23 protein-coding genes are annotated in these 18,405 nt (G+C 72.6%); 9 read left to right on the forward strand and 14 right to left on the reverse strand.

What is annotated here, in order from left to right; genetic code table 11:
• The first annotated feature begins 450 nt into the window (after window positions 1–450).
• Window positions 451–948, forward strand: coding sequence for a GtrA domain-containing protein (locus tag ACZ4FV_RS43915; RefSeq protein WP_395865313.1), 498 nt, complete (start codon window positions 451–453; stop codon window positions 946–948).
• A 42-nt stretch (window positions 949–990) separates the two neighbouring features.
• On the opposite strand, the gene ACZ4FV_RS43920 is transcribed toward ACZ4FV_RS43915, so the two are convergent.
• The 4 genes from ACZ4FV_RS43920 to ACZ4FV_RS43935 form a co-directional block, all read right to left on the reverse strand.
• Entirely contained in the window at window positions 991–1,440 is a 450-nt protein-coding gene (locus tag ACZ4FV_RS43920) for an RICIN domain-containing protein (RefSeq protein WP_402232084.1), read from the reverse strand.
• Between the two features lie 182 nt (window positions 1,441–1,622).
• Window positions 1,623–2,054: a DUF732 domain-containing protein gene (locus ACZ4FV_RS43925; protein ID WP_395865317.1), complete on the reverse strand. Its 432-nt coding sequence runs from the start codon at window positions 2,052–2,054 to the stop codon at window positions 1,623–1,625.
• Window positions 2,055–2,261: 207 nt separating this feature from the next.
• Window positions 2,262–3,500 carry a cytochrome P450 gene (locus tag ACZ4FV_RS43930; RefSeq protein WP_395865319.1) on the reverse strand — a complete coding sequence of 413 codons (1,239 nt, stop codon included), beginning with the start codon at window positions 3,498–3,500 and terminating at the stop codon, window positions 2,262–2,264.
• A 162-nt stretch (window positions 3,501–3,662) separates the two neighbouring features.
• Window positions 3,663–4,241, reverse strand: coding sequence for a TetR/AcrR family transcriptional regulator (locus ACZ4FV_RS43935; RefSeq protein WP_402232087.1), 579 nt, complete (start codon window positions 4,239–4,241; stop codon window positions 3,663–3,665).
• Between the two features lie 242 nt (window positions 4,242–4,483).
• On the opposite strand from ACZ4FV_RS43935, the gene ACZ4FV_RS43940 reads away from it, so the two are divergent.
• Window positions 4,484–5,086 carry a hypothetical protein gene (locus ACZ4FV_RS43940; protein ID WP_465326439.1) on the forward strand — a complete coding sequence of 201 codons (603 nt, stop codon included), beginning with the start codon at window positions 4,484–4,486 and terminating at the stop codon, window positions 5,084–5,086.
• Between the two features lie 74 nt (window positions 5,087–5,160).
• Here ACZ4FV_RS43940 and ACZ4FV_RS43945 read toward each other — a convergent pair whose 3' ends face one another.
• Window positions 5,161–5,769: an NUDIX domain-containing protein gene (locus tag ACZ4FV_RS43945; RefSeq protein WP_395865325.1), complete on the reverse strand. Its 609-nt coding sequence runs from the start codon at window positions 5,767–5,769 to the stop codon at window positions 5,161–5,163.
• Window positions 5,770–5,887: 118 nt separating this feature from the next.
• Window positions 5,888–6,454 carry a TetR/AcrR family transcriptional regulator gene (locus ACZ4FV_RS43950; protein WP_402232091.1) on the reverse strand — a complete coding sequence of 189 codons (567 nt, stop codon included), beginning with the start codon at window positions 6,452–6,454 and terminating at the stop codon, window positions 5,888–5,890.
• Between the two features lie 282 nt (window positions 6,455–6,736).
• Here ACZ4FV_RS43950 and ACZ4FV_RS43955 point away from each other — a divergent pair, with 282 nt between their 5' ends.
• Together ACZ4FV_RS43955 and ACZ4FV_RS43960 are read left to right on the forward strand one after the other, a co-directional pair.
• Entirely contained in the window at window positions 6,737–7,645 is a 909-nt protein-coding gene (locus ACZ4FV_RS43955; protein ID WP_465326441.1) for a TIGR03620 family F420-dependent LLM class oxidoreductase, read from the forward strand.
• A gap of 355 nt (window positions 7,646–8,000) precedes the next feature.
• Window positions 8,001–8,471: an N-acetyltransferase gene (locus tag ACZ4FV_RS43960; protein WP_395865331.1), complete on the forward strand. Its 471-nt coding sequence runs from the start codon at window positions 8,001–8,003 to the stop codon at window positions 8,469–8,471.
• A 43-nt stretch (window positions 8,472–8,514) separates the two neighbouring features.
• On the opposite strand, the gene ACZ4FV_RS43965 is transcribed toward ACZ4FV_RS43960, so the two are convergent.
• From ACZ4FV_RS43965 to ACZ4FV_RS43975, 3 genes are read right to left on the reverse strand one after another with little or no spacing between them, the layout of a single operon-like run.
• Window positions 8,515–9,150 carry a hypothetical protein gene (locus ACZ4FV_RS43965; protein WP_395865333.1) on the reverse strand — a complete coding sequence of 212 codons (636 nt, stop codon included), beginning with the start codon at window positions 9,148–9,150 and terminating at the stop codon, window positions 8,515–8,517.
• A 4-nt stretch (window positions 9,151–9,154) separates the two neighbouring features.
• Window positions 9,155–9,871, reverse strand: coding sequence for a 2OG-Fe(II) oxygenase (locus ACZ4FV_RS43970; RefSeq protein ID WP_395865335.1), 717 nt, complete (start codon window positions 9,869–9,871; stop codon window positions 9,155–9,157).
• Complete coding sequence (locus ACZ4FV_RS43975; protein ID WP_395865337.1) at window positions 9,868–10,374, reverse strand: methylated-DNA--[protein]-cysteine S-methyltransferase; 507 nt, start codon at window positions 10,372–10,374, stop codon at window positions 9,868–9,870. The genes ACZ4FV_RS43970 and ACZ4FV_RS43975 overlap by 4 nt, the downstream gene beginning before the upstream one ends.
• A gap of 330 nt (window positions 10,375–10,704) precedes the next feature.
• On the opposite strand from ACZ4FV_RS43975, the gene ACZ4FV_RS43980 reads away from it, so the two are divergent.
• Window positions 10,705–11,259 (forward strand): GNAT family N-acetyltransferase, encoded by a 555-nt coding sequence (locus tag ACZ4FV_RS43980; RefSeq protein WP_395865339.1) that lies wholly within the window; start codon window positions 10,705–10,707, stop codon window positions 11,257–11,259.
• 91 nt (window positions 11,260–11,350) lie between these two features.
• Here the strand turns inward: ACZ4FV_RS43980 and ACZ4FV_RS43985 are convergent, their stop codons facing one another.
• Entirely contained in the window at window positions 11,351–11,686 is a 336-nt protein-coding gene (locus tag ACZ4FV_RS43985; protein WP_395865341.1) for a VOC family protein, read from the reverse strand.
• A 224-nt stretch (window positions 11,687–11,910) separates the two neighbouring features.
• A complete protein-coding gene (locus tag ACZ4FV_RS43990; RefSeq protein ID WP_395865343.1) occupies window positions 11,911–12,600 on the reverse strand; it encodes a TetR/AcrR family transcriptional regulator in 690 nt (229 codons plus the stop codon).
• Window positions 12,601–12,758: 158 nt separating this feature from the next.
• Between ACZ4FV_RS43990 and ACZ4FV_RS43995 the strand changes: the two genes are divergently transcribed.
• A complete protein-coding gene (locus tag ACZ4FV_RS43995; RefSeq protein WP_395865345.1) occupies window positions 12,759–13,394 on the forward strand; it encodes an NAD(P)-dependent oxidoreductase in 636 nt (211 codons plus the stop codon).
• Between the two features lie 167 nt (window positions 13,395–13,561).
• Entirely contained in the window at window positions 13,562–13,960 is a 399-nt protein-coding gene (locus tag ACZ4FV_RS44000) for a DUF488 domain-containing protein (RefSeq protein ID WP_402232098.1), read from the forward strand.
• Window positions 13,961–14,044: 84 nt separating this feature from the next.
• On the opposite strand, the gene ACZ4FV_RS44005 is transcribed toward ACZ4FV_RS44000, so the two are convergent.
• On the reverse strand, window positions 14,045–14,674 hold the full coding sequence (locus tag ACZ4FV_RS44005; protein WP_395865349.1) for an NADPH-dependent F420 reductase: 630 nt from the start codon (window positions 14,672–14,674) through the stop codon (window positions 14,045–14,047).
• Window positions 14,675–14,775: 101 nt separating this feature from the next.
• Between ACZ4FV_RS44005 and ACZ4FV_RS44010 the strand changes: the two genes are divergently transcribed.
• A complete protein-coding gene (locus tag ACZ4FV_RS44010) occupies window positions 14,776–15,144 on the forward strand; it encodes a winged helix-turn-helix transcriptional regulator (protein ID WP_395865351.1) in 369 nt (122 codons plus the stop codon).
• Between the two features lie 7 nt (window positions 15,145–15,151).
• Here the strand turns inward: ACZ4FV_RS44010 and ACZ4FV_RS44015 are convergent, their stop codons facing one another.
• Window positions 15,152–16,528 carry an MFS transporter gene (locus ACZ4FV_RS44015; protein ID WP_465326448.1) on the reverse strand — a complete coding sequence of 459 codons (1,377 nt, stop codon included), beginning with the start codon at window positions 16,526–16,528 and terminating at the stop codon, window positions 15,152–15,154.
• Between the two features lie 101 nt (window positions 16,529–16,629).
• Between ACZ4FV_RS44015 and ACZ4FV_RS44020 the strand changes: the two genes are divergently transcribed.
• Entirely contained in the window at window positions 16,630–17,592 is a 963-nt protein-coding gene (locus ACZ4FV_RS44020; protein ID WP_395865355.1) for a helix-turn-helix transcriptional regulator, read from the forward strand.
• Here ACZ4FV_RS44020 and ACZ4FV_RS44025 read toward each other — a convergent pair.
• Window positions 17,580–18,377 carry an exodeoxyribonuclease III gene (locus ACZ4FV_RS44025; RefSeq protein ID WP_395865357.1) on the reverse strand — a complete coding sequence of 266 codons (798 nt, stop codon included), beginning with the start codon at window positions 18,375–18,377 and terminating at the stop codon, window positions 17,580–17,582. The two genes, ACZ4FV_RS44020 and ACZ4FV_RS44025, sit on opposite strands and share 13 nt — an antisense overlap.
• Between the last annotated feature and the right edge of the window lie 28 nt (window positions 18,378–18,405).

Raw genomic sequence — 18,405 nt, forward strand, 5'->3', positions numbered from 1 at the left:
CATCGATCGGACCACCTACAAGGCCACCATCGGCATCAACGTGCTCATGACCGACCCTTGACACCACCCACCCCGCCCTAACTGAACGGCGTTGCAACTAGGACCCGCCCGACACCGGCGCCACGCGCCGCACCGACCCCGGTCCCCCGCCTCGCGGGCCGACCGGGGTCGGTGCGTGTTCGGGCCTTCGACGGGGTCCGCTCCGGCGATCCCCGCGCCGCCGCCAACCCTTCGGTGCGGACACCCGGCGGGCGGAAAAATCGGGTGCGTCGAGGGGCGCTCGTGCATCAGGGTGGAGGGGTCACAGCCGTCCCGGATCAGCGGGCGGAGGGGCCCGAAGGCCATATGGGAGAGGGGTTCCGGCAAGCCGTCAGGTTTTTGCCGAGCACCTCGCGCGCACCTGGTGAATCAGGAACGTCCCTGGCCTCATTCGTTTCTAGGCTGAAGGACATGAAGACCACGGGGAACACCAGCAACGCAGCCGGCGGCAGGGCCGGGAAGTCCGGTTCGATCGCCGCGTTCGCGCGGTTCGTGGTCTTCGGCGGCGGCACCGGGATCGCCTCCTCGGGCGCGCTGGTCGTGCTCTCCGACACGATGCCGATCGCGGTCGCCAACGCGTTCGTGACCGTGGTCTCCACGGTGGCCGCCACCGAGCTGCACAGCCGGTTCACCTTCGGCGGCGGGCGCGCAGGGCTGCGCGCGCACGGGCAGTCGGCGCTCAGCGCGCTGGTCGCCTACCTGTTCACCACCGCCGCGGTGCTCGGGCTGCACGCGGCCGCCCCGGGCGCGGGCGTCCTGGTCGAGCAGGGCGTCTACCTGGGCGCGTCCGGCCTGGCCGGGATCGGCCGGTTCGTGGTGCTGCGGCTGTTCGTCTTCGCCCGCCCCGGCGCTCGCCCGCGGATCACCGCCCCGGCACTCGCGCGCACCCACGTGGTGGCCGCCGCGTAGCCACGGCGACGCCGGGGCGGCACGCGGCGGCCGGCCGCGGGCTCAGCGTGCTTCGAGCGCCCACCACTGTGAGGGGCGGTCGGTGTCCTCCCACTGCCGCACGTTGCCACCGGGCTCGGTGCTGTCGTCGGCCACCTCGAGGAGCAGCCCGCTGACGTAGTTGATCAGCGTGACCCGCCCCGGCGCGTCCGCGTGCTGCTCCAGGATCCACTCCTGCGCGCCGAAGTTGTTCGCCCGCCAGAGCTGCACGTTGGCCCCGTTCTCCTCCGAGGCACCGGTCACGTCCAGCCGCTTCCCGCTGACCACGTGCTCCAGGTGGTACACCGCGCCGCCCGCGTGAACGGCGGTGATCCGCCAGTGCTGCGCGGTGGAGCCGTCCTCGGCGCCCTGCCACACGTTGGCCCCGCTGTTCGTACGCCCGCCCTCGACCTCGAGGACCAGCCCACTGTGCACGTTGCGCACCACGTACACACCCTCGTCAACGCCGCCCACGTCGCTCCCCTGGTCCCGGTCCATCGATCTTGAACCAGTCACCTTCGCACGCCGCTCCCACACTCCGCGCGCCGGCCGCCGGGCCCGCCCCGTTCGGGACATCCGAGTGGGTGACCGCGTCGCGCACACCGCCCCGGCCGCGCCGTCCCCGGTGGCGTCCCGCCGCCTGCGCCCCCTACTTGCTACTTGCGGCCTCCCGCCGGGCAGTACACCGCCATCGCCGCGTTCGTGATGGCGGCGGCCTCCTCGCGGGTGAAGGTGACGCCCATGATGCGGCCCGCGATCTCGTCGCGCTCCTTGCCCATCGCGACCCACCCGCAGGACACGTTGGCCATGCTCAGCAATACGCTGAAGTCGGCCTTGGCGCCCACCAGTTGTGGCGCCACGCGACCCAGTTCGGCGATGAAGCGGGCATCGTTCGGCGAGCGACTGTCGCCGGCCGAGGCGGAGTTCGCCCCGGCTCCGGCGGCCGGCGTCGCCGTGTCGCCGTCCCCCTTGCCCCGCACCAGGGTCGACACGAACACGGCGGCGCCGATCACCAGGACGATGGCAACGCATGCCCCTACGACGCGGTTGCCGATACGTCGACGCGGCTGCGACGACTGACTGCTCACGAGACCCCCCACGGTCGGATGCGGCGGAGGCTATGCCCCCGGACCACCCGATCGGACCTCGTTCACCGAGTCGTGACCTTCTCCGACACCGAAGTCCCACCCCGGAAACCGCGAAGGCGCCGCCCGCTGCTCCCGTAGCGGACGGCGCCTGTCACGTTCGGCCGGGTCGCGGGTCGTCGACCGGCGCTCCTGCCGAGATCCGGTGGGCTACTTGCCCGTGTAGTGCACCTGGAGTTCCTTGATGCCGTTGATCCACGCGTGGCGAAGCCGGCGAGGGTCGGCCGCCTTGGTGATGTCCGGCATCGCGTCGGCGATCGCGTTGAACATCAGGTTGATCTCCATCCGGGCCAGCGAGGCACCCAGGCAGAAGTGCGGACCGCCACCGCCGAAGCCCAGGTGCGGGTTCGGGTTGCGGGTGATGTCGAACTTCATCGGGTTCTCGAACACGTCGGCGTCGTAGTTGGCCGAGCTGTAGAAGATGCCGACCCGCTGCCCCGCCTTGATCTCCTGGCCGCCGAGCACGGTGTCCTGGGTCGCGGTGCGCTGGAAGGACATCACCGGCGACGAATACCGCACGATCTCGTCCGCCGTGGTCTCCGGGCGCTCCGCCTTGTACAGCTCCCACTGGTCGGGGTTGTCGAAGAACGCGAGCATCCCGTGCGTGATCGCGTTGCGCGTGGTCTCGTTGCCCGCGACCGCCAACAGCAGTACGAAGAAGCCGAATTCGTCCGAGGACAGGCTGCCGTCGGATTCCGCGGTGATCAGCCGGGTGACGATGTCCTGCGCCGGGCACGCCTTGCGCTCCTCGGCCATGCCCATCGAGTACAGCATCAGCTCGGCGGCGGCCTGCGCGCCGACCTCGGTGGACTCCGCGTACTCCGGGTCGTCGTACCCGAGCATCTTGTTCGACCATTCGAAGATCTTCTTGCGATCCTCCTGCGGTACGCCGATCAACTCCGCGATCGCCTGCAACGGCAGCTCGCACGCGACCTCGGTGACGAAGTCGCCGGAGCCCTTGAGCTTGGCGTCCGCCACGATCTGCGCGGCCCGCTCGGTCAACGCGGCCTGGAGCGCGTTGATCGCCCGGGGCGTGAAACCGCGCTGGACGATGCTGCGCAGCCTGGTGTGCTCCGGCGGGTCGATGTTGATCATGATGAGCTTCTGCGCGTCGATGTTGGACATGTCCATGCCCTCGGCGAACCGGATGATCGCCGTGTTCTTGTTCGTCGAGTAGATCTCCGGCTTGGTGGAGACCTCCTTGACGTCCGCGTGCCGGGTGACCAGCCAGTAGCCGTCGTCGCCGAAGTTGGACACCTCGGGCGTCTGCGGGACCCACACGACCGGGGACGTCTTGCGCAACTGGGCGAACTCGTCCAGCGGGATGCGCGTGGTGTACAGGTCGGGGTCGGTGGGGTCGAAGCCGTGGTCGAGGACCGGACACGTCATGGTGGAACTCCCGTTGCCGGAGGGTGTGCGAGGTCGCCGCGGAAACCGGCCGGGGACGGGTGCCGGAAAGCGCGGTGGTGCGGTGGTGCGTGCGAGATGGTGTGCCTGTGCGGGTGGTCTGGCTGGGCGTCGTGCCTGGGTGGTGCGGTGCGGTGGTGCGGGTCAGACCCCGGCGACCGGGCCCGACGCCCTGCGGCGTGGGCCCAGGAGCTTGCGGACCACACCGCGCAGGATGCGACCGAGCTCGTCGTCGGGCAGTTCCGGGAAGGCGGCGACGGCGGAGTAGATGCCGCCCATCGCCACGGCCGTGGACACGCGGTACTCGATCGAGTCGTCGACGTCGTCGAGGACTTCGCGCACCCGCGCGGTGATCGAGGCGAGTCGGGGCTTGATGGCGCGGTGGCGTCCGATCGCGACGTCCCGATCGAGGATGACGGCGAGGGTGCGGTACCGGATCAGGAACTCTACGTAGCCCTCGAACAGCAGGCGCTGGCGAGCGGTGCTGCCGCGCCTGCTCTCGGCGACCTCCAACACCCGGTCCAGGTCGTTCAGGGCCGGGCGCAGGAGGGCGTCGAGCAGTTCGTCCTTGGTGCGGAAGTGGTAGTACAGGGCGGCCTTGGTCACCCCGACCCGATCGGCGATGGCCTGCAGCGAGGTGCCGGCGAAACCGTGTTCGCCGAACAGTTCCTCTGCCGCCTGGAGCACCTTGTCATAGGTGTCCTCCGGTGCCGGAATCGCCACGGGTCCCCCTTCCTGTTGGGCATGAACATACGTCGACCTCTGCCAATCGACAAGGCTGATGGGGCGTCAATTTTCATCTCGGCACCGCTGTTCACACGGAAAGCGGCTTGCCGTTCGGCCAGGGACGGGGTCGGGCGCACTGACGGTCGGGCAGGTCGACCCGACCGGCCCGGGATCGCTCCCGATCCACCCCGCACGGCCGCGTCCGACCGGAGCACGTCGAGCGCCGGTAGGTTGCCGGCATGAGCGACTTCGACGCCGTCATCGAGGCGGAGCGACAGCGGTCGGCGGACCCGGCCACGGCGGCCGGCCGGGCGGCGGCGGGACGTCGGGAGGACTGGGTCCGGACCCTCGCACGCATCGAGCGTCTCCTGACCGCGACGGCGACGGAGTTGGCGAACCGGGGCGCCGTGGCGCTGCCGGTGGTCGGGTTCCCGCCGAGGAGAGGCCCGGCGCGCTTGACCCGCCGCCCGACCGCCGCCGTCGTCGACCGGCGTCGACCGGTCCTGGACCTGTTCTCGCTGGACGCGCGCGGTGGGCCGTTCCTGGAGCGGGGCGCCCTGGCGACCGAGGAGGTCTGGCTGCGCGTCTCGCACCCCGGTCGGGCCAAGGCGCTGCGCGCGGCCCTGCTGGGCGCGGGCCTGACAGCGGAGACCGTCATCCTCCGCGAGGGCCCGCCGATCGTGCTCGATGCCGACCGGGCCGCACGCGAGGGTCGCGCCGGCGGCTGCTTCGGCGTCGCGGACGACGGCACGCTGGTGGTGTATCCGCCGGCCGACGCCGCACCGGTCCCGCTCGTCGAGGCGCTGACGGCGGCCGTGGCGAACGCCGCCCCGCAGGTCTGAGCCGCGCCGCGCGGGTCAGCCGAGCCGGCGCCCCGGCAGGCACCCCGCACGCCGGCCGCGGCCCGCCGTACGCGTCAGCGCGCGGTCTCGACGTCTTCGGTCTCGACGCTCCCGGTGTCGACGTCTTCGATCCCGGCGCCCGCCGTGCCGACGTCCGCCGTATCGAACTCCCCGACCTCGACGTACATCGCCCGTCCGCTCTCCCGCGCCCGCAGCGCCGCTCGCAGCCGTGCGGCCCGCCCCGCCGGCATCGCGGCCGCGCCCCGATCCGGTGTCAGCAGGTGCCAGGCCCGCAACTCGTCGGCCTGGAGCCGGATCCCGGCGAGTCGATCCGGAGTCAGCACGCCACCGTCGAACAACCAGCGCATACCGCCACGATGCCCGTCCACCGGCGCCACCCACTGCGCCACGAGCAGGTTCGGCGGCCCGTCCAGGGTGATGCCCAGTTCCTCGCGAACCTCGCGGACGCAACCCGCCCACGGCGATTCCCCCGGCTCCAGGATGCCACCCGGAAACTCCAACCCCGGCTTGTAGTCGGGCTCGACGAGCAGCACGCGGCCCCGGTCGTCGAAGAACAACGCCCCCGCCGCGACGGTCCACGCGCTCCGCGCCGGATCGTCCGCACGGCCCTCACCCGGGCCGCCCGCACCGCTCTCCGAAAGGCCGTTCGCATGCTCGTCCATGACACCGAAGTCTGTCCCAGCCCGCGGCGCACCGGCCGACAGGGTCCCGGCCGGCGACGTGTGCCGCGTTCGGGCCCGCGACGCCGGTCACCCTCGGCCTCGGATCGAGGGCGCCGGATCAGGGGCGCGTGGCGAGGCCGAGGACGACCACGTCGACGAGCTTCGGCAACCGCTCCGGGTCGTCGACGCCGCGCTGTTCGTGGGCCCAGGCGATGCCGTGGGCGAGGGTGAAGAGTTCGTCGGTGTCGATGTCGGCGCGGACCTGGCCGGCCGCCTGGGCGCGCGCGAGCAGGTCGGCGCCGGCCGCGCGCATCGCGTGGCAGGAGGCGTACAACTCGGAGGTCTCGTCGGCGAGCGTGGCCATCAACGTCGCGCTCATCCCCCGGAACGTGCCCGCGCCCTCGATCAGCAGCCGCAGCCAGGTGGCCAGCGCGTCGCGCGCGGCCGCGGTGTCGCCCAGCGCCCGAGCCCGCGCGGTCAGGCCGTCGTAGCGGTCCCGCACCACCGCCTCGACGAGCGCGTCCCGGGAGGGGAAGTGCCGGTACAGCGTACCGATGCCGACCCCGGCCCGACGGGCGAGCTCCTCCAGCGACGCGTCGATGCCCTGTTCGGCGAACACCACCCGGGCTTCGGCGAGCAGGCGCTCGTAGTTGCGGCGGGCGTCGGCGCGCATCGGTCGGGTCATCGGCGTTCCCTCTCGGACGTTGTCAAACGGAGCCTGCCTCCATATGGTGGTCGAGGCAAACCGGAGGCAGCCTCCGGAATGTCCCGGTCACAGCCATGCCCGGTACCGCGGCAACCCCGCCTCCCGGGGCGCGGCCGTGCCCCGGCGCCATCCCGGCCTCGGCACCGTGCGATGCCGCGCGCGGAAAACCCGTCGCGGCATCGGCGGCCGCCGACCGGCGCCCGGCGACCGCACCCCATGACCTGTGACCTGTGACCGCCCACCAACGGAACGGAACCACCGATGACGCACGACAAGGCCGCCCTCGGGCGGCTCGGCCTGTGGACCTTCGCGTTCGACGGCCAACCCGCCGGCGCGGTGCGCGAGGCGGCGGCCGAGATCGAGGAACTCGGCTACGGCGGCCTGTGGGTCGGCGAGGGCATCGGCCGCGAGGCCGGCACGCACGCCCAACTCCTGCTCGCCGCGACCCGTACGCTCCCGGTCGCCACCGGCATCGCGATCATGTCCGAGCGCACGCCGCGCCTGATGGCCGCGACCGAGCGCACCCTCAACGAGGCCTACCCGGACCGCTTCGTGCTGGGCCTGGGCGGCCACCGCGCCGCCGGCCAGGCGGACATCCCGGGCATGCCCAAGGCGAACACCACTCCCGCCGTCGCCGGCGTCGGCGCCTACCTGGACGAGATGGACGCCGCCGTGCTGATCGGCACGCCGCCCGAACGCCCCGGCCGCCGGGTGCTCGCCGCGCTCGGCCCGAAGATGCTGGCGCTGGCCGGCGCACGCACCTGGGGCGCGCACACCTATCTGGTGACGGTGGACCACACCGCGCTGGCCCGGAAGACGATGGGCCCGGACCCGTACCTGTCGGTGTCCCTGACCACGGTGCTGTCCCCGGACCGGGCCCGGGCCGTGGAGGTCGCGCGCGGCTTCACATCCGGCTACCGGGTCGCCCGGCACCAGATGAACAACCTGCGCCGAATGGGCTTCTCCGAGGCCGAACTCGACGGCGAGGGCACCCGCCTGGTCGACGCGCTGTGCGCGCCGGGCGATCTCGACGCGATCGCCGAGCGGATCCGCGAACACCTGGACGCGGGCGCCGACCACGTCTGCCTCCAGGTCCTCACCCCGGACCAGGGCCGCATCCCGCTGACCGAATGGCGCGAACTGGCTTCACTAGTCGGCGAGTTCACATAAAACCCCGGCCACCCGGTCGAAGCGCCCCACCCCCTCGACGGCGACGGCGACGGTACGACCGGGCTCCCGCCCGGCGGCCGACGCACGCACACCGGCACCCGCCGCCGGATAGCGCCACGCGGCCGAGACCGGGCCCGACCTCCGAGCCCGACCCCGACCCCGGGCACGGCGCCCGAGTCCGACACCCGAGCCCGGCGCCCGGCCGCGCCACCGCACCGGATCCGCCAAGGCACCGGCTCCCGCTCCCGCTCCACACGGGACGCGTCCGCCCTGCGCCGACCACACACCCACCTCGCGCCACACCCGCCCGGCGCGTCACTCCCACCGCTCCCGTCCACCGGCGTAAGCTCCCGACATGTCCGAACGCACCTTCGTCCCCGACGAGTTCGTCGTCCCCGCGCCGCCGGTCACGCCGTCCTTCCGGTTGGAACCGCTGGCCGCCCGGCACAACCGGGCCGATCTGACCGCGTGGTCGTCGAGCATCGAGCACATCCGGGCCACGCCCGGCTTCGCGGACCGGCACTGGCCGCCGCTCGACGGCATGACCGCCGACGAGAACCTGCGGGATCTGGTCCGGCACGCCGACGACTTCACCAAGCGCACCGGCTTCACGTACACCGTGCTCGACAACGGTGGCAACGCCGGTGACTACGACGTGATCGGGTGTGTGTACATCTACCCCGACCGCGAGGACCCCGCCGTCACCTCGGTGCGTTCCTGGGTACGGGCGGATCGGGCCGAACTCGACGCGCCGCTGTACCGCGAGGTCTCCGCGTGGTTGGCGAAACACTGGCCGTTCGAGCAAATCCGCTACGCCGCGCGGTAGCCGGTGCCCGCGGGCCTGCGCGGCGGGCCCGCCGGGTCGTCGGTCACCCCGGTCGGGCCGCCGCCCACCAGACACCCTCGTCCCGGTCCGGGTCCGTGATCGCATCCGCCAACGACGCGAAGGCGTAGGTGCGTTCCGGGTCCCAGTCGGTGCTGCGCAGCAGTCGCTCGCGCATGCCGGCCCACCCCGGTGCCGAGCCCGCCACCACCCACGCGTCCGGTGCGTGCGCGGTCAACCGCTGTGCCGGGCGCAGCCAGGACGCGGCCTGTTCGGGCCAGGAGACCACCGCGACCACCTCCCCGGGCCAGACCGCCGCGAGCGCGTGCGCGGCGGCGGTCGAGGCGCGGTCCCGGCCGTGCCCGATCGCCAGCGTCCGCCGACCGGCCAACCTGCGGAGCAGATCGGCCAGTTCGGCCTCGGTGTGCGGCGCCGGCGGGCGGCCCTTCCAACGGGCGTAGGCAGCCGGCAGGCACACCGCGCACGGCCGGAACCCGGCCTTGATCGCGGTCGCCTCGTCGGCGAAGAAGACCCGGCCGGCGACGTAGCCGCCGCGCTCGATCGCCCGCAGCGCGCTGCGGCAGTCCAGCCGCCCGTACAGCCGACCGCCCGTGGTGCCGCCGAGCGTGCCCGGCGTCGCACTGCGGTAGGGCCGCCCGTCCGGCCCGATCAGCGTGTACATCGCGTCACGCCGCGTCGTGGAAGACGAGGCCCAGGGTGCGGCGCAGCCCGGAGTGCACCGTGCTCACGCCGTGCCGCATCGGCGCCGCCGACCAGCCTCGGGCCGAGCGGATCGGCCGGTCCCGGGTGGTGAAGACCAGCCCGTGCCCCTGGGGCAGGCTGATCGCGGTGCCGCGCGACTGGGCCCGGAAGCGCTGCTCGGCCATCAGGAATTCGCCGCCGGTGTAGTCGATGCCGGGCTCGTCCAGGCCGATCACCACCTGGAGTGGGAAGACCAGGTCGCCGTACAGGTCCCGGTGCAGCGCGTTCCAGTCTCCCGGTCCGTAGCGCAGCAGGATCGGCGTCGGCCTGGTCTGGCCCGCCGCGTGACACATCGTCAGCCACTCGTCCAGGGTGTCCGGCCAGGGTGCGGGCCTACCCAGGCGGGCGGCCCACGCGCGGGCGATCGGCAGCAGGTGCGGGTAGCAGGACGTGCGCAGCGCGGCGATCGGCTCGGGCACGGGCGCGGCGAAGTAGCGGTACTGCCCGGCGCCGAAGCGATGCCGGGCCATGTCGATGGTGGCGCGGAAGAGCTCGGGGCGGTCGTACAGTTCGGCGATCTCGCGGCACGTGTCCGGGTCCAGGATCCGGTGGGTCAGCGCGTGTCCGTGCTCGTCCACCCGTGCGGCCAAATCCGTGGTGGTCGCGGGCGTGCCGGCGAACAGCGTGTCCACGGCGCTCACCCCAGGCGCGCCGGCAGCGCGCCCTCGTGGTCGAGCAGGTACTCCTTGCGGTCCAGGCCGCCCGCGTACCCGCGCAGCGCGCCGTCCGCGCCGATCACCCGGTGGCAGGGCCGGATCAGCAGCAGCGGGTTGGCCCCGATCGCGGTGCCCACCGCGCGCACCCCCGCCCGCGAGGTGCCCACCCGTTCGGCGATCGCGCCGTACGTGGTCGTGGTGCCGTACGGGATCTCGTCGATCGCGGTCCAGATGCGTTCCTGGAAGGCCGAGCCGCGCGGCGCCAGGGGCAGGTCGAAGTCGCGCAGGTCGCCCGCGAAGTAGGCGCCGAGTTGGCGCACCACCTCGGCGAACGGTGCCGCGTCGGGGCGCGAGTCGGCGGGCACGGCGGCGCCGCCCTTCTGCCCGGGCACGGACAGCGAGGACAGCGCGAGCGTGCCGTCGGGGCGCTCGTCGCCGATCAGCAGCAGTTCGCCCAGTGGGCTGTCGAGGGTGGTGTGGACGGTCATGGTCGCTTCCTTCGTCGAGATCGCGATGGCCGTGTGCATCGGTCGGGGACCGGCCTTGCGCACTGGTCATAGGTGCTTCCGGATCCCACTGTGCGCGATCGCGAGCGCGTCGTCCGGCGGGAATCGGACATCGCGTTGTGCCCCGATCCGGGGTGCGGGCGGGGTGGGTGGCCCGCGGGGTCGTCGGTCGGATGGCGCCCGCGATCGAGCCCTCGTGCGGTCGGGTCGACGGGCCGATCGGCCATCCGGTCGCGGTCCGCCCCTCGTCTGTTTCGCGGGCCGGTCACCCGTCCGGTTCGCGGTCCGGTTCCGCTCGGGCAGGATGGTCCGATGATCGAGACCGACCGACTCCTGCTCCGCCGCTGGCGCGACGACGACCTGCCCGCGCTCACCGCGCTGAACGCCGACCCCGAGGTGATGCGCTACGTGGGCGACGGCCTGCCGCGCACCCCCGAGCAGAGCGCCGCCGCCCTGGTCCAGTACGAACAGGCCTGGCAGGCACGCGGCTTCGGCCTGTTCGCGATCGAACTGCGCACCGCCGAACCGGGCCCGGTCGGCGCGTTCGCGGGCTGGGCGGGCCTGGCCGTACCGGAGTTCCTGCCGGAGGTGATGCCCGCGGTCGAGATCGGGTGGCGGCTGGCCCGACCGTACTGGGGCCACGGCATCGCCACCGAGGCCGCCGTCGAGGTGTTGCGCTTCGCCTTCGAGTACGCCCGCGTGCCGCGCCTGGTCAGCATCTGCCATGTGGACAACACCGCGTCCGCCAAGGTGATGGCCAAGCTGGGCATGACCGAGGAACGCCGCACCACGGTGCCCGCCTACGGGAAGAAGCCGGTCCTGGTCACCGAACTCGCCAGGGGGCGCTACCTGCGCACCCGCACCTGACCCGAACCGGCCCCGGCCGCACGGAGCGCGGCGCCGACACCGCAGGGGTCCCGGTCGGGCCTCCCTCCGGCGTCGGCAGCCGTGCGTTCGCTCAGCCCGAGACGCAGAACTCGTTGCCCGCGGGGTCCTGCATGGTGGTCCACTTCAGTCCGGGCGCGTCGCGCTCGGCCACCACCGTCGCGCCCAGTCCCACCAACCGCTCGACCGCGTCCGCCCGGTCCGGGGCCGAGAAGTCCACATGCACCCTGTTCTTGCCGACCCGCTCCTCGGGCACCCGCTGGAAGCCCAGGACCAAGGGCTCGGCGCCGACGATGACGAACTCGCCGAAGTCCTCGGCGATCTCCACTCCCAGTGCGTTCGCCCACCAGGCGGCGAGGCTGCGCGGATCGGCGCAGTCGATCGTGATCATCTGTGGTGTCAGCTCCATGCACGCACGATACGAGCCGCGACCGACACGTCGGTGCAGCCGAGCCCTTCGGGGCCCGGAGTGTCGCAGGCCGCGCCGACAGCCGAACCGTGCCTACGGCATGGCTCGCAGCCGCGTATGGCCCACCGCGCCCCGCAACGCATCACCGGGCACCCACCCCGCAACGCACCACCCGGGCACGCACCACGCACCACGACACCGGGCCGACTCGACGCGTTCGCCGGTCACGGTCGCGCGATGCCTCGCATCAGCGTCCCGGCCGCGCTCGCGGCGAACTCGGCCACCGTCGGGCCGTCCTCGATGCCCATGAAGTGCCGCAGGAAAGCGCGTTGGTAACACGCGCCGAGCAACATCGCGGCGGCGGCCTCCGGGTCGGCATCCGGGGCGATCCGGCCGTGGTCGCGCTCGACCGTGAGGTAGGCGGCGAGCAGGCGCAGCGGGACGTGCGGACCGGCGCCGATGCCGCGCAGCGCCTCGCGGTGCCGGCGCAGCAGCGCGGGTTCGGCGAACAGCGACGAGGCGATCGGCATGCTCTGCTCGTAGAACTCCGCGGCCCGGGTCGCGATCGCCGTCAGTCGCCGCTCCACCCCGCCGGGCTCGTCCGGTCCGTCGGGCCCGTCCGACTCGACGGCCAGTTGCGCGAGCAACGGGCCCAGGGGCGGCAGCCGCTCCTGGAGTACCGCCACGAACAGTTCCTCCTTGCCGGTGAAGTGCTTGTACAGCCCGGCCTCCGAGCAACCGGCGGCGCGCGCGATCTCCTTGGTCGTGGTGCGCGCGAGTCCGAGCGTGCGCATCAGGTGCTCGGCGGCGTCCAGGATCCGCTGCCGGGTGGGTACGACCTGCTGCCGGCGCCCGGGGGTCGGCGCCGGTTGCGGCTCCCGCCGCTGGGGTTCGGGGCGGGTCGAGTGCGGCATCGCGGCGGTCGTCCGTTCTTCGTGGGCAGTCCGGTCCGGGGGATTTCGGGCCGGTCCGGTGGGGTTCGGCGCGGTCCGGTCCCGGACTTGACGCAGGGGTGAGCAAGTATTCACCATGTGCAGGTGAGTGAACACTCACCCACCTCGGGAGGCAACACATGAGGCTCACCGTTCTCGGAGCGACCGGTGGCACCGGCGAACACGTCCTGCGCCATGCCGTCGCCGCCGGACACAAGGTCACCGCCGTGGTCCGGGCGCCGTCCCGGCCCGCCTTCGAACACCCGAACATCGAGGTCGTACGGGCGGACGTGACGGACCCGGCCGAACTGCGCGAGGCGATCGAGGGCCGCGACGCGGTGATATCCGGGATAGGGCCACGCAACCGCAGGGCCGCCGGCATCGCGGCGGCGGCCACCGCCGCGATCCTGAGCGCGATGGCCGACACCGGCGTACGGCGCCTGGTGACCATCAGCGCCGCCCCGGTGGGCCCGACGCCGACCGAGGACTCGGTGTTCGTACGCGGCGCGCTGATCCCGATCCTGCGCGCGATCCTCAAGGACGTGTACGCGGACCTGGACGCCATGGAGGGCGAGTTGGCCCGCAGCGACAGCGACTGGACCTCGATGCGACCGCCGAGGCTGACCAACGGGTCCGGCACCGGCACCTACCGCACCCACATCGGCGGCAGCGTCCCACGCGGCGGCACCATCGCCCGGGCCGACCTCGCCCACGGCATGCTCGCGGTCCTGGACGACCCGGCCACCTACCGCCGGCCGGTGGGCATCGCGTACTGACGCCCGGCCCGGAGATGGGCGCAAGCGGCACGCGTGTGCCGCGACCGGCGCGGGCGACACCCACGATCGCCGGCGGTGAACGGCCCCTGCGATCACGTCGATCGACGCGCCCGGTGAGATCGACCCGAGCCGGGTACACGCCGGCACCGATCCCCACGGGAGGCACGATGAGCCGGCGCGGTACCGCCGACGGACCCACCATCAGCGTCCGCCGGGTGTACGAACCCGCCGAACCCGACGACGGCCTGCGCGTCCTGGTCGACCGGTTGTGGCCGCGCGGCCTCGCCAAGGCGGACGCGCGGCTGGACGACTGGCCCAAGGAGTTGACCCCGTCCACCGAGCTGCGCCGGGCCCGGCACGCCGGCGGTCTGGCGGAGGACGTGTTCCGCGCCCGCTACCGCGACGAGCTCGAATCCGCGCCGGCACACGCGGCCCGCGCCGCCCTGCTCACCCGGGTGGGCGACGGCCGACTCACACTGCTCACCGCCGTCCGCGACCCGGAGCACAGCCATGTCCCGGTCCTGATCGCCTACCTCGACGAGCACCGGCGCGAAGACGACCGGTAGGAACCCGCGTCGACCGGCCGGACGGACCACCCGCCCGCCGTCCGGCCGTTCGCGACCGCGGCCCCTCGCCGCGCCGGCCGCCCGCTACCCGTGCGCGTGCTCCGCCGCCGGCAACATCGTCCGCGGGTCCTGATCGGCGAACCACATCCCGATCACGATCGCCGCGGTCGCCTCCAGATAGCCCGCCCGCTCCAGCCCGCCGACCGCCAGTGGTACCGAGCCCACATCCGCGACCAGGGTGTGCGCCACGGCGAGCGCGTCCGCGTCGTCGCCGCACAGCGGTACCCCGAGCCCGTTCGCGTGCTCGCCCGCCCACACCCCGGCCGCGCCCAGGTGGAACGCCTTGACCACGTGCGCCCCCGGCGCCGCGTCCGCGAGCGTGCGCGCCGCCGACGGGCCGCCGTCGGTGGTCAGGACCAGCCCGCTCGGGCCCGGCACCATCGGGTTCGAGCAGTCGAGCAGCGCCTTGCCGGCCAGCAACTCCGCCAACGGCGGGATCACCTCGCCGGTCGCCGCGTGCCCGACCGCCGACAACACCGCCTCGCCGTGCCCGGCGGCCTCGGCGAACGTACCCGCCCGGGCCCCGATCGACTTCGCCGACACCTCGGCCCGTTCCGCCGACCGCGCACCGATCAGCACGTCGTGTCCGGCCCGCGCCCACTTGCCGCCCAACGCGACCGCCATGTTGCCCGCACCCAGAATTCCGATTCGCACAGCCACTACCCCGCTCGCTCGAAAGGTCGTCTCCGACTCCTCGAAGCTAGGCAAGCCGACAGGCACCATTCGGTAAGTCTCACCGGGGCGAGAATGAAGCCATGACCGAACACAAGGGCGAGTACGTCGCCGACTGCCGCGCTCGCATCGGCTTCGACCTGCTCACCAACCGCTGGAACAGCGTGGTCGTCTACGCGCTGGCCGCCGGCCCCATGCGACCGGGCGCCATGGCCGCGCGGATCGGCGGGATCAGCGCGAAGGTTCTCAACGAGACGCTGCGCCGACTCGAGTACCACGGTCTGGTGTCCCGTCACGCCTATGCCGAGGCGCCACCGCGCGTCGAGTACGCGCTGACCGACCTGGGCGAGTCCCTCCTGGTCGCGTTCCAGGCCATCGGCGCGTGGTCCATCGAACACGGCGACCGCGTCCTGGCCGCCCAGGACGCGGCCGACGCCGCACGCACCGCGTGAGCGCGCGCTACCTGCGCAACCGGGCCGCCGGCACGGCGGTCGCCAGCGCCGTCGCGGCGATCGTCAGCGAGGTCACCTCGCCCGCGTGGTGGAAGTCGCCGCCCACCGACAGGTAGAGCGTGCCGAACGCGGCCACCCCGAGCACCTGACCGAGCTGGATCATCGTCACCATCAGCCCGGACGCGTCCGAGGCCAGCGGCAACGGGACCCGGCGCAGCGCGAGCATCATCACCGGGCTGTACGCGACACCCAGCCCGAAACTGCCCAGGATCATCGTGGCGAGCAGCACCGGCAACGACTGTCCGTCGCCGAACGCCCAGGCGGTGGCCGTGAATCCGAGCGCGCCGATCGGCATCCCGATCATCGGCAGCCGCGGATGCCATGCCGCGGGCAGCCGCTGCCAGCGCAGCGACACCGTCGCGAAGACGACCGAGGACGGGATGAAGGTCAGCCCCGCCTCCAGCGCGCTGTAGCCCAGGCCGTTCTGCACGTACAGCGCGGTGGAGAACATCAGCCCGCCGAACGCGGTCATCGCCAGCAACAGCGTGACCGCGCCCGCCACCACGCCCGGCACCCGCAGCAGCGCGGCCGGTATCAGCGGTGCGGACACCCGCCGTTCGACGAGCGCGAACAGTGCGAACAGCACCACGCAGCCACCCAGGCTCAGCCAACCCCAGGTCGGCCAGTCCAACTCGTGCCCCATCACCAACGGGACGACCAGCGCGAGCAGCGCGGGGGCGAGCAGGGTCAGGCCCGGGATGTCCAGGCCGCGCGCCGAGGGGATGCCACCGGGCGGCAGCACCCGCCTCGCGAGCACGTACAGCACGATCCCGACCGGGATGTTGATCAGGAACACCGGCCGCCACGACAGCCCGAACAGATCGGCGCTGACCAGGAGTCCGCCCACCACCTGTCCGGCCACCAGGCCGCCGGCGATGGTCGCCGCGTACCGACCCATCGCCCGGGCCCGGTCGGCGCCGACGTAGGTGGCCTGGATCAGGTTGAGCACCTGAGGCACCATCAGCGCCGCGCCGCCGCCCTGGATCGCGCGGGCCACGATCAGCGAGGTGTCGTCCCGGGCCAGGCCGCACAGCAGCGACGCGAGGGTGAAGACGACCAGGCCGGCGCCGAACACCCGGCGGAAGCCGAGCCGGCCACCGAGCCGCGAACCGGTGATGATCAGCATCGCGTAGACGACGGTGTAACCGGAGACGATCGATTGCAGGCCCGCACCGCTGGTGTCCAGGTCGGTTCGGATCGTGGGACCGGCGACGTTGACGACCGAGGTGTCCAGCAGTGCCATGAACTGTGCGGTGAGCAGCGCCGTCAGCAGCAGCGGATGGGCGCGTCGCGCCGTGTCCGGCGCCGCGGTTGTGGTGGTCATGCCAGGAGCGTGCGGGCGGCACGATCCTGTTGCCGAGAGCCTGTCGATCCTGGTACCCGGAGCACCTGGCACCGGATCGAGACAGCGGCGAGGATGGCCGCATGAGCACCAACACCGCGAGCCGACGTACCGAACTGGGCGCGTTCCTGCGCAGCCGGCGCGAACGCCGAACCCCGGCGGACGTCGGCCTGCCGCCCGGTCTGCGCCGGCGCACACCGGGGCTGCGCCGCGAGGAGGTCGCGCTGCTCGCCGGCGTGGGGGTGACCTGGTACACGTGGCTGGAGCAGGGCCGTCCGATCAACGCGAGTGTCCAGGTGCTGGACGCGGTCGCCCGCACGCTGGGGCTCGACCCGGCCGAGCGCACCCACCTGTACCGACTCGCGCAGGTGCCCTGGGAGATCGAGACGCAGCCCGGGGCGGGACTGCCGGCGGAGATGCAGGAGATCCTGGACGGCCTGGTCCCCAATCCGGCCGCGGTCTACAACTCCCGCTACGACGTGCTGGCCTGGAACGAGGCGTACGCCAAGCTGTTTCCCAGCATGACCGAGGAGCCGATCGAGGAACGCAACGTGATCTGGGCCATGTTCACCTCTCCGGACGGCTGCAATCCGTTCCTCGATCAGGACTTCGAGGAGTTGCGGATGGTCGCCGAGCTCCAGGCCGCGTTCGCGCGGCACGTGGGCGAGCCGGAGTGGGAGGCGTTCGTACGTCGACTGGCGGGTTCGAGCCCGAAGTTCGCCCGACTGTGGGCGCGCCGCGAGGTCGGCTCGGGCAATCGGCACGTGAAGCGGATCCTGCACAGCGCGGTGGGCCGGATGGACTTCGCGGCCACCCGACTGCTGCCGACCGTGCCGGAGACCCGGATGATGGTGTACACCCCGGTCGACGACCTGACGCGCGAGCGCATGGCCGACCTGATGAGCCGGCCGGAGGCTCCGTGGTGCTGCGAGCACTGCCGGACGAAGCGGCGGCGGGCGCAGCAGGCCGGGGCCTCGCTCTCGGCCCCGGCCTCCGCTTCGATCCCTACCGCCGTTCCGGCTTGTGCTTCGGCTCAGATGTCGTAGGCGACGGTCACCGGCGCGTGGTCCGACCAGCGCTCGGCGTACGTGTCCGCGCGCTCGACGACGGCGGTGGTGGCCGCGTTCGCCAGGGCCGGGGTCGCCACGTGGTAGTCGATCCGCCACCCCGCGTCGGTGTCGAACGCCTTGCCCCGGTAGGACCACCACGAGTACGGCCCGGGGCCTTCGGGGTGGATCCGGCGCACCACGTCGTGCCAGTCGGCCGCGCCGAACAGTTCGGTGAGCCAGGCCCGCTCCTCCGGCAGGAAGCCGGACTTCTTGATGTTGCCCTTCCAGTTCTTGATGTCGTGCTCGGTGTGCGCGATGTTCCAGTCCCCGCACACCAGCGACTCGCGTCCGCCGATCGCCGCCGTCGCGCGCATCACCTTGAGGTGCGCGACCAGGTCGGCCATGAACCGGTTCTTCTCGTCCTGCTTGGGCGTCTCCGCCTCGCCGGTGGGCAGGTACAGACTGGCCACGGTCACCTTGGGCAGGTCGATCTCGATCCACCGCCCGGCCGTGTCGAACTCGGCCGACCCGAACCCGATCCGCACCGCCGACGGCTCGACCCTGCTGTACACGGCCACCCCGGCCCGCCCCTTGGCCACCGCCGGCGCGTAGTAGGCGTGCCACCCCTTGGGGTCGCGCACCTCGTCGCTGAGCTGCTCGGGAGTGGCCCGAACCTCCTGGAGGCACACGACGTCGGCCTCGGTCGCGTTGAGCCATGCGGTGAAGCCCTTGCCGGCGGCCGCGCGCAGGCCGTTCACGTTGGCGGTGGAGACGGTGATCATCGGTGCAGATTAGCCCGTTTCGGGGTGG

The sequence above is a fragment of the Embleya sp. NPDC025285 genome (assembly GCF_055558835.1).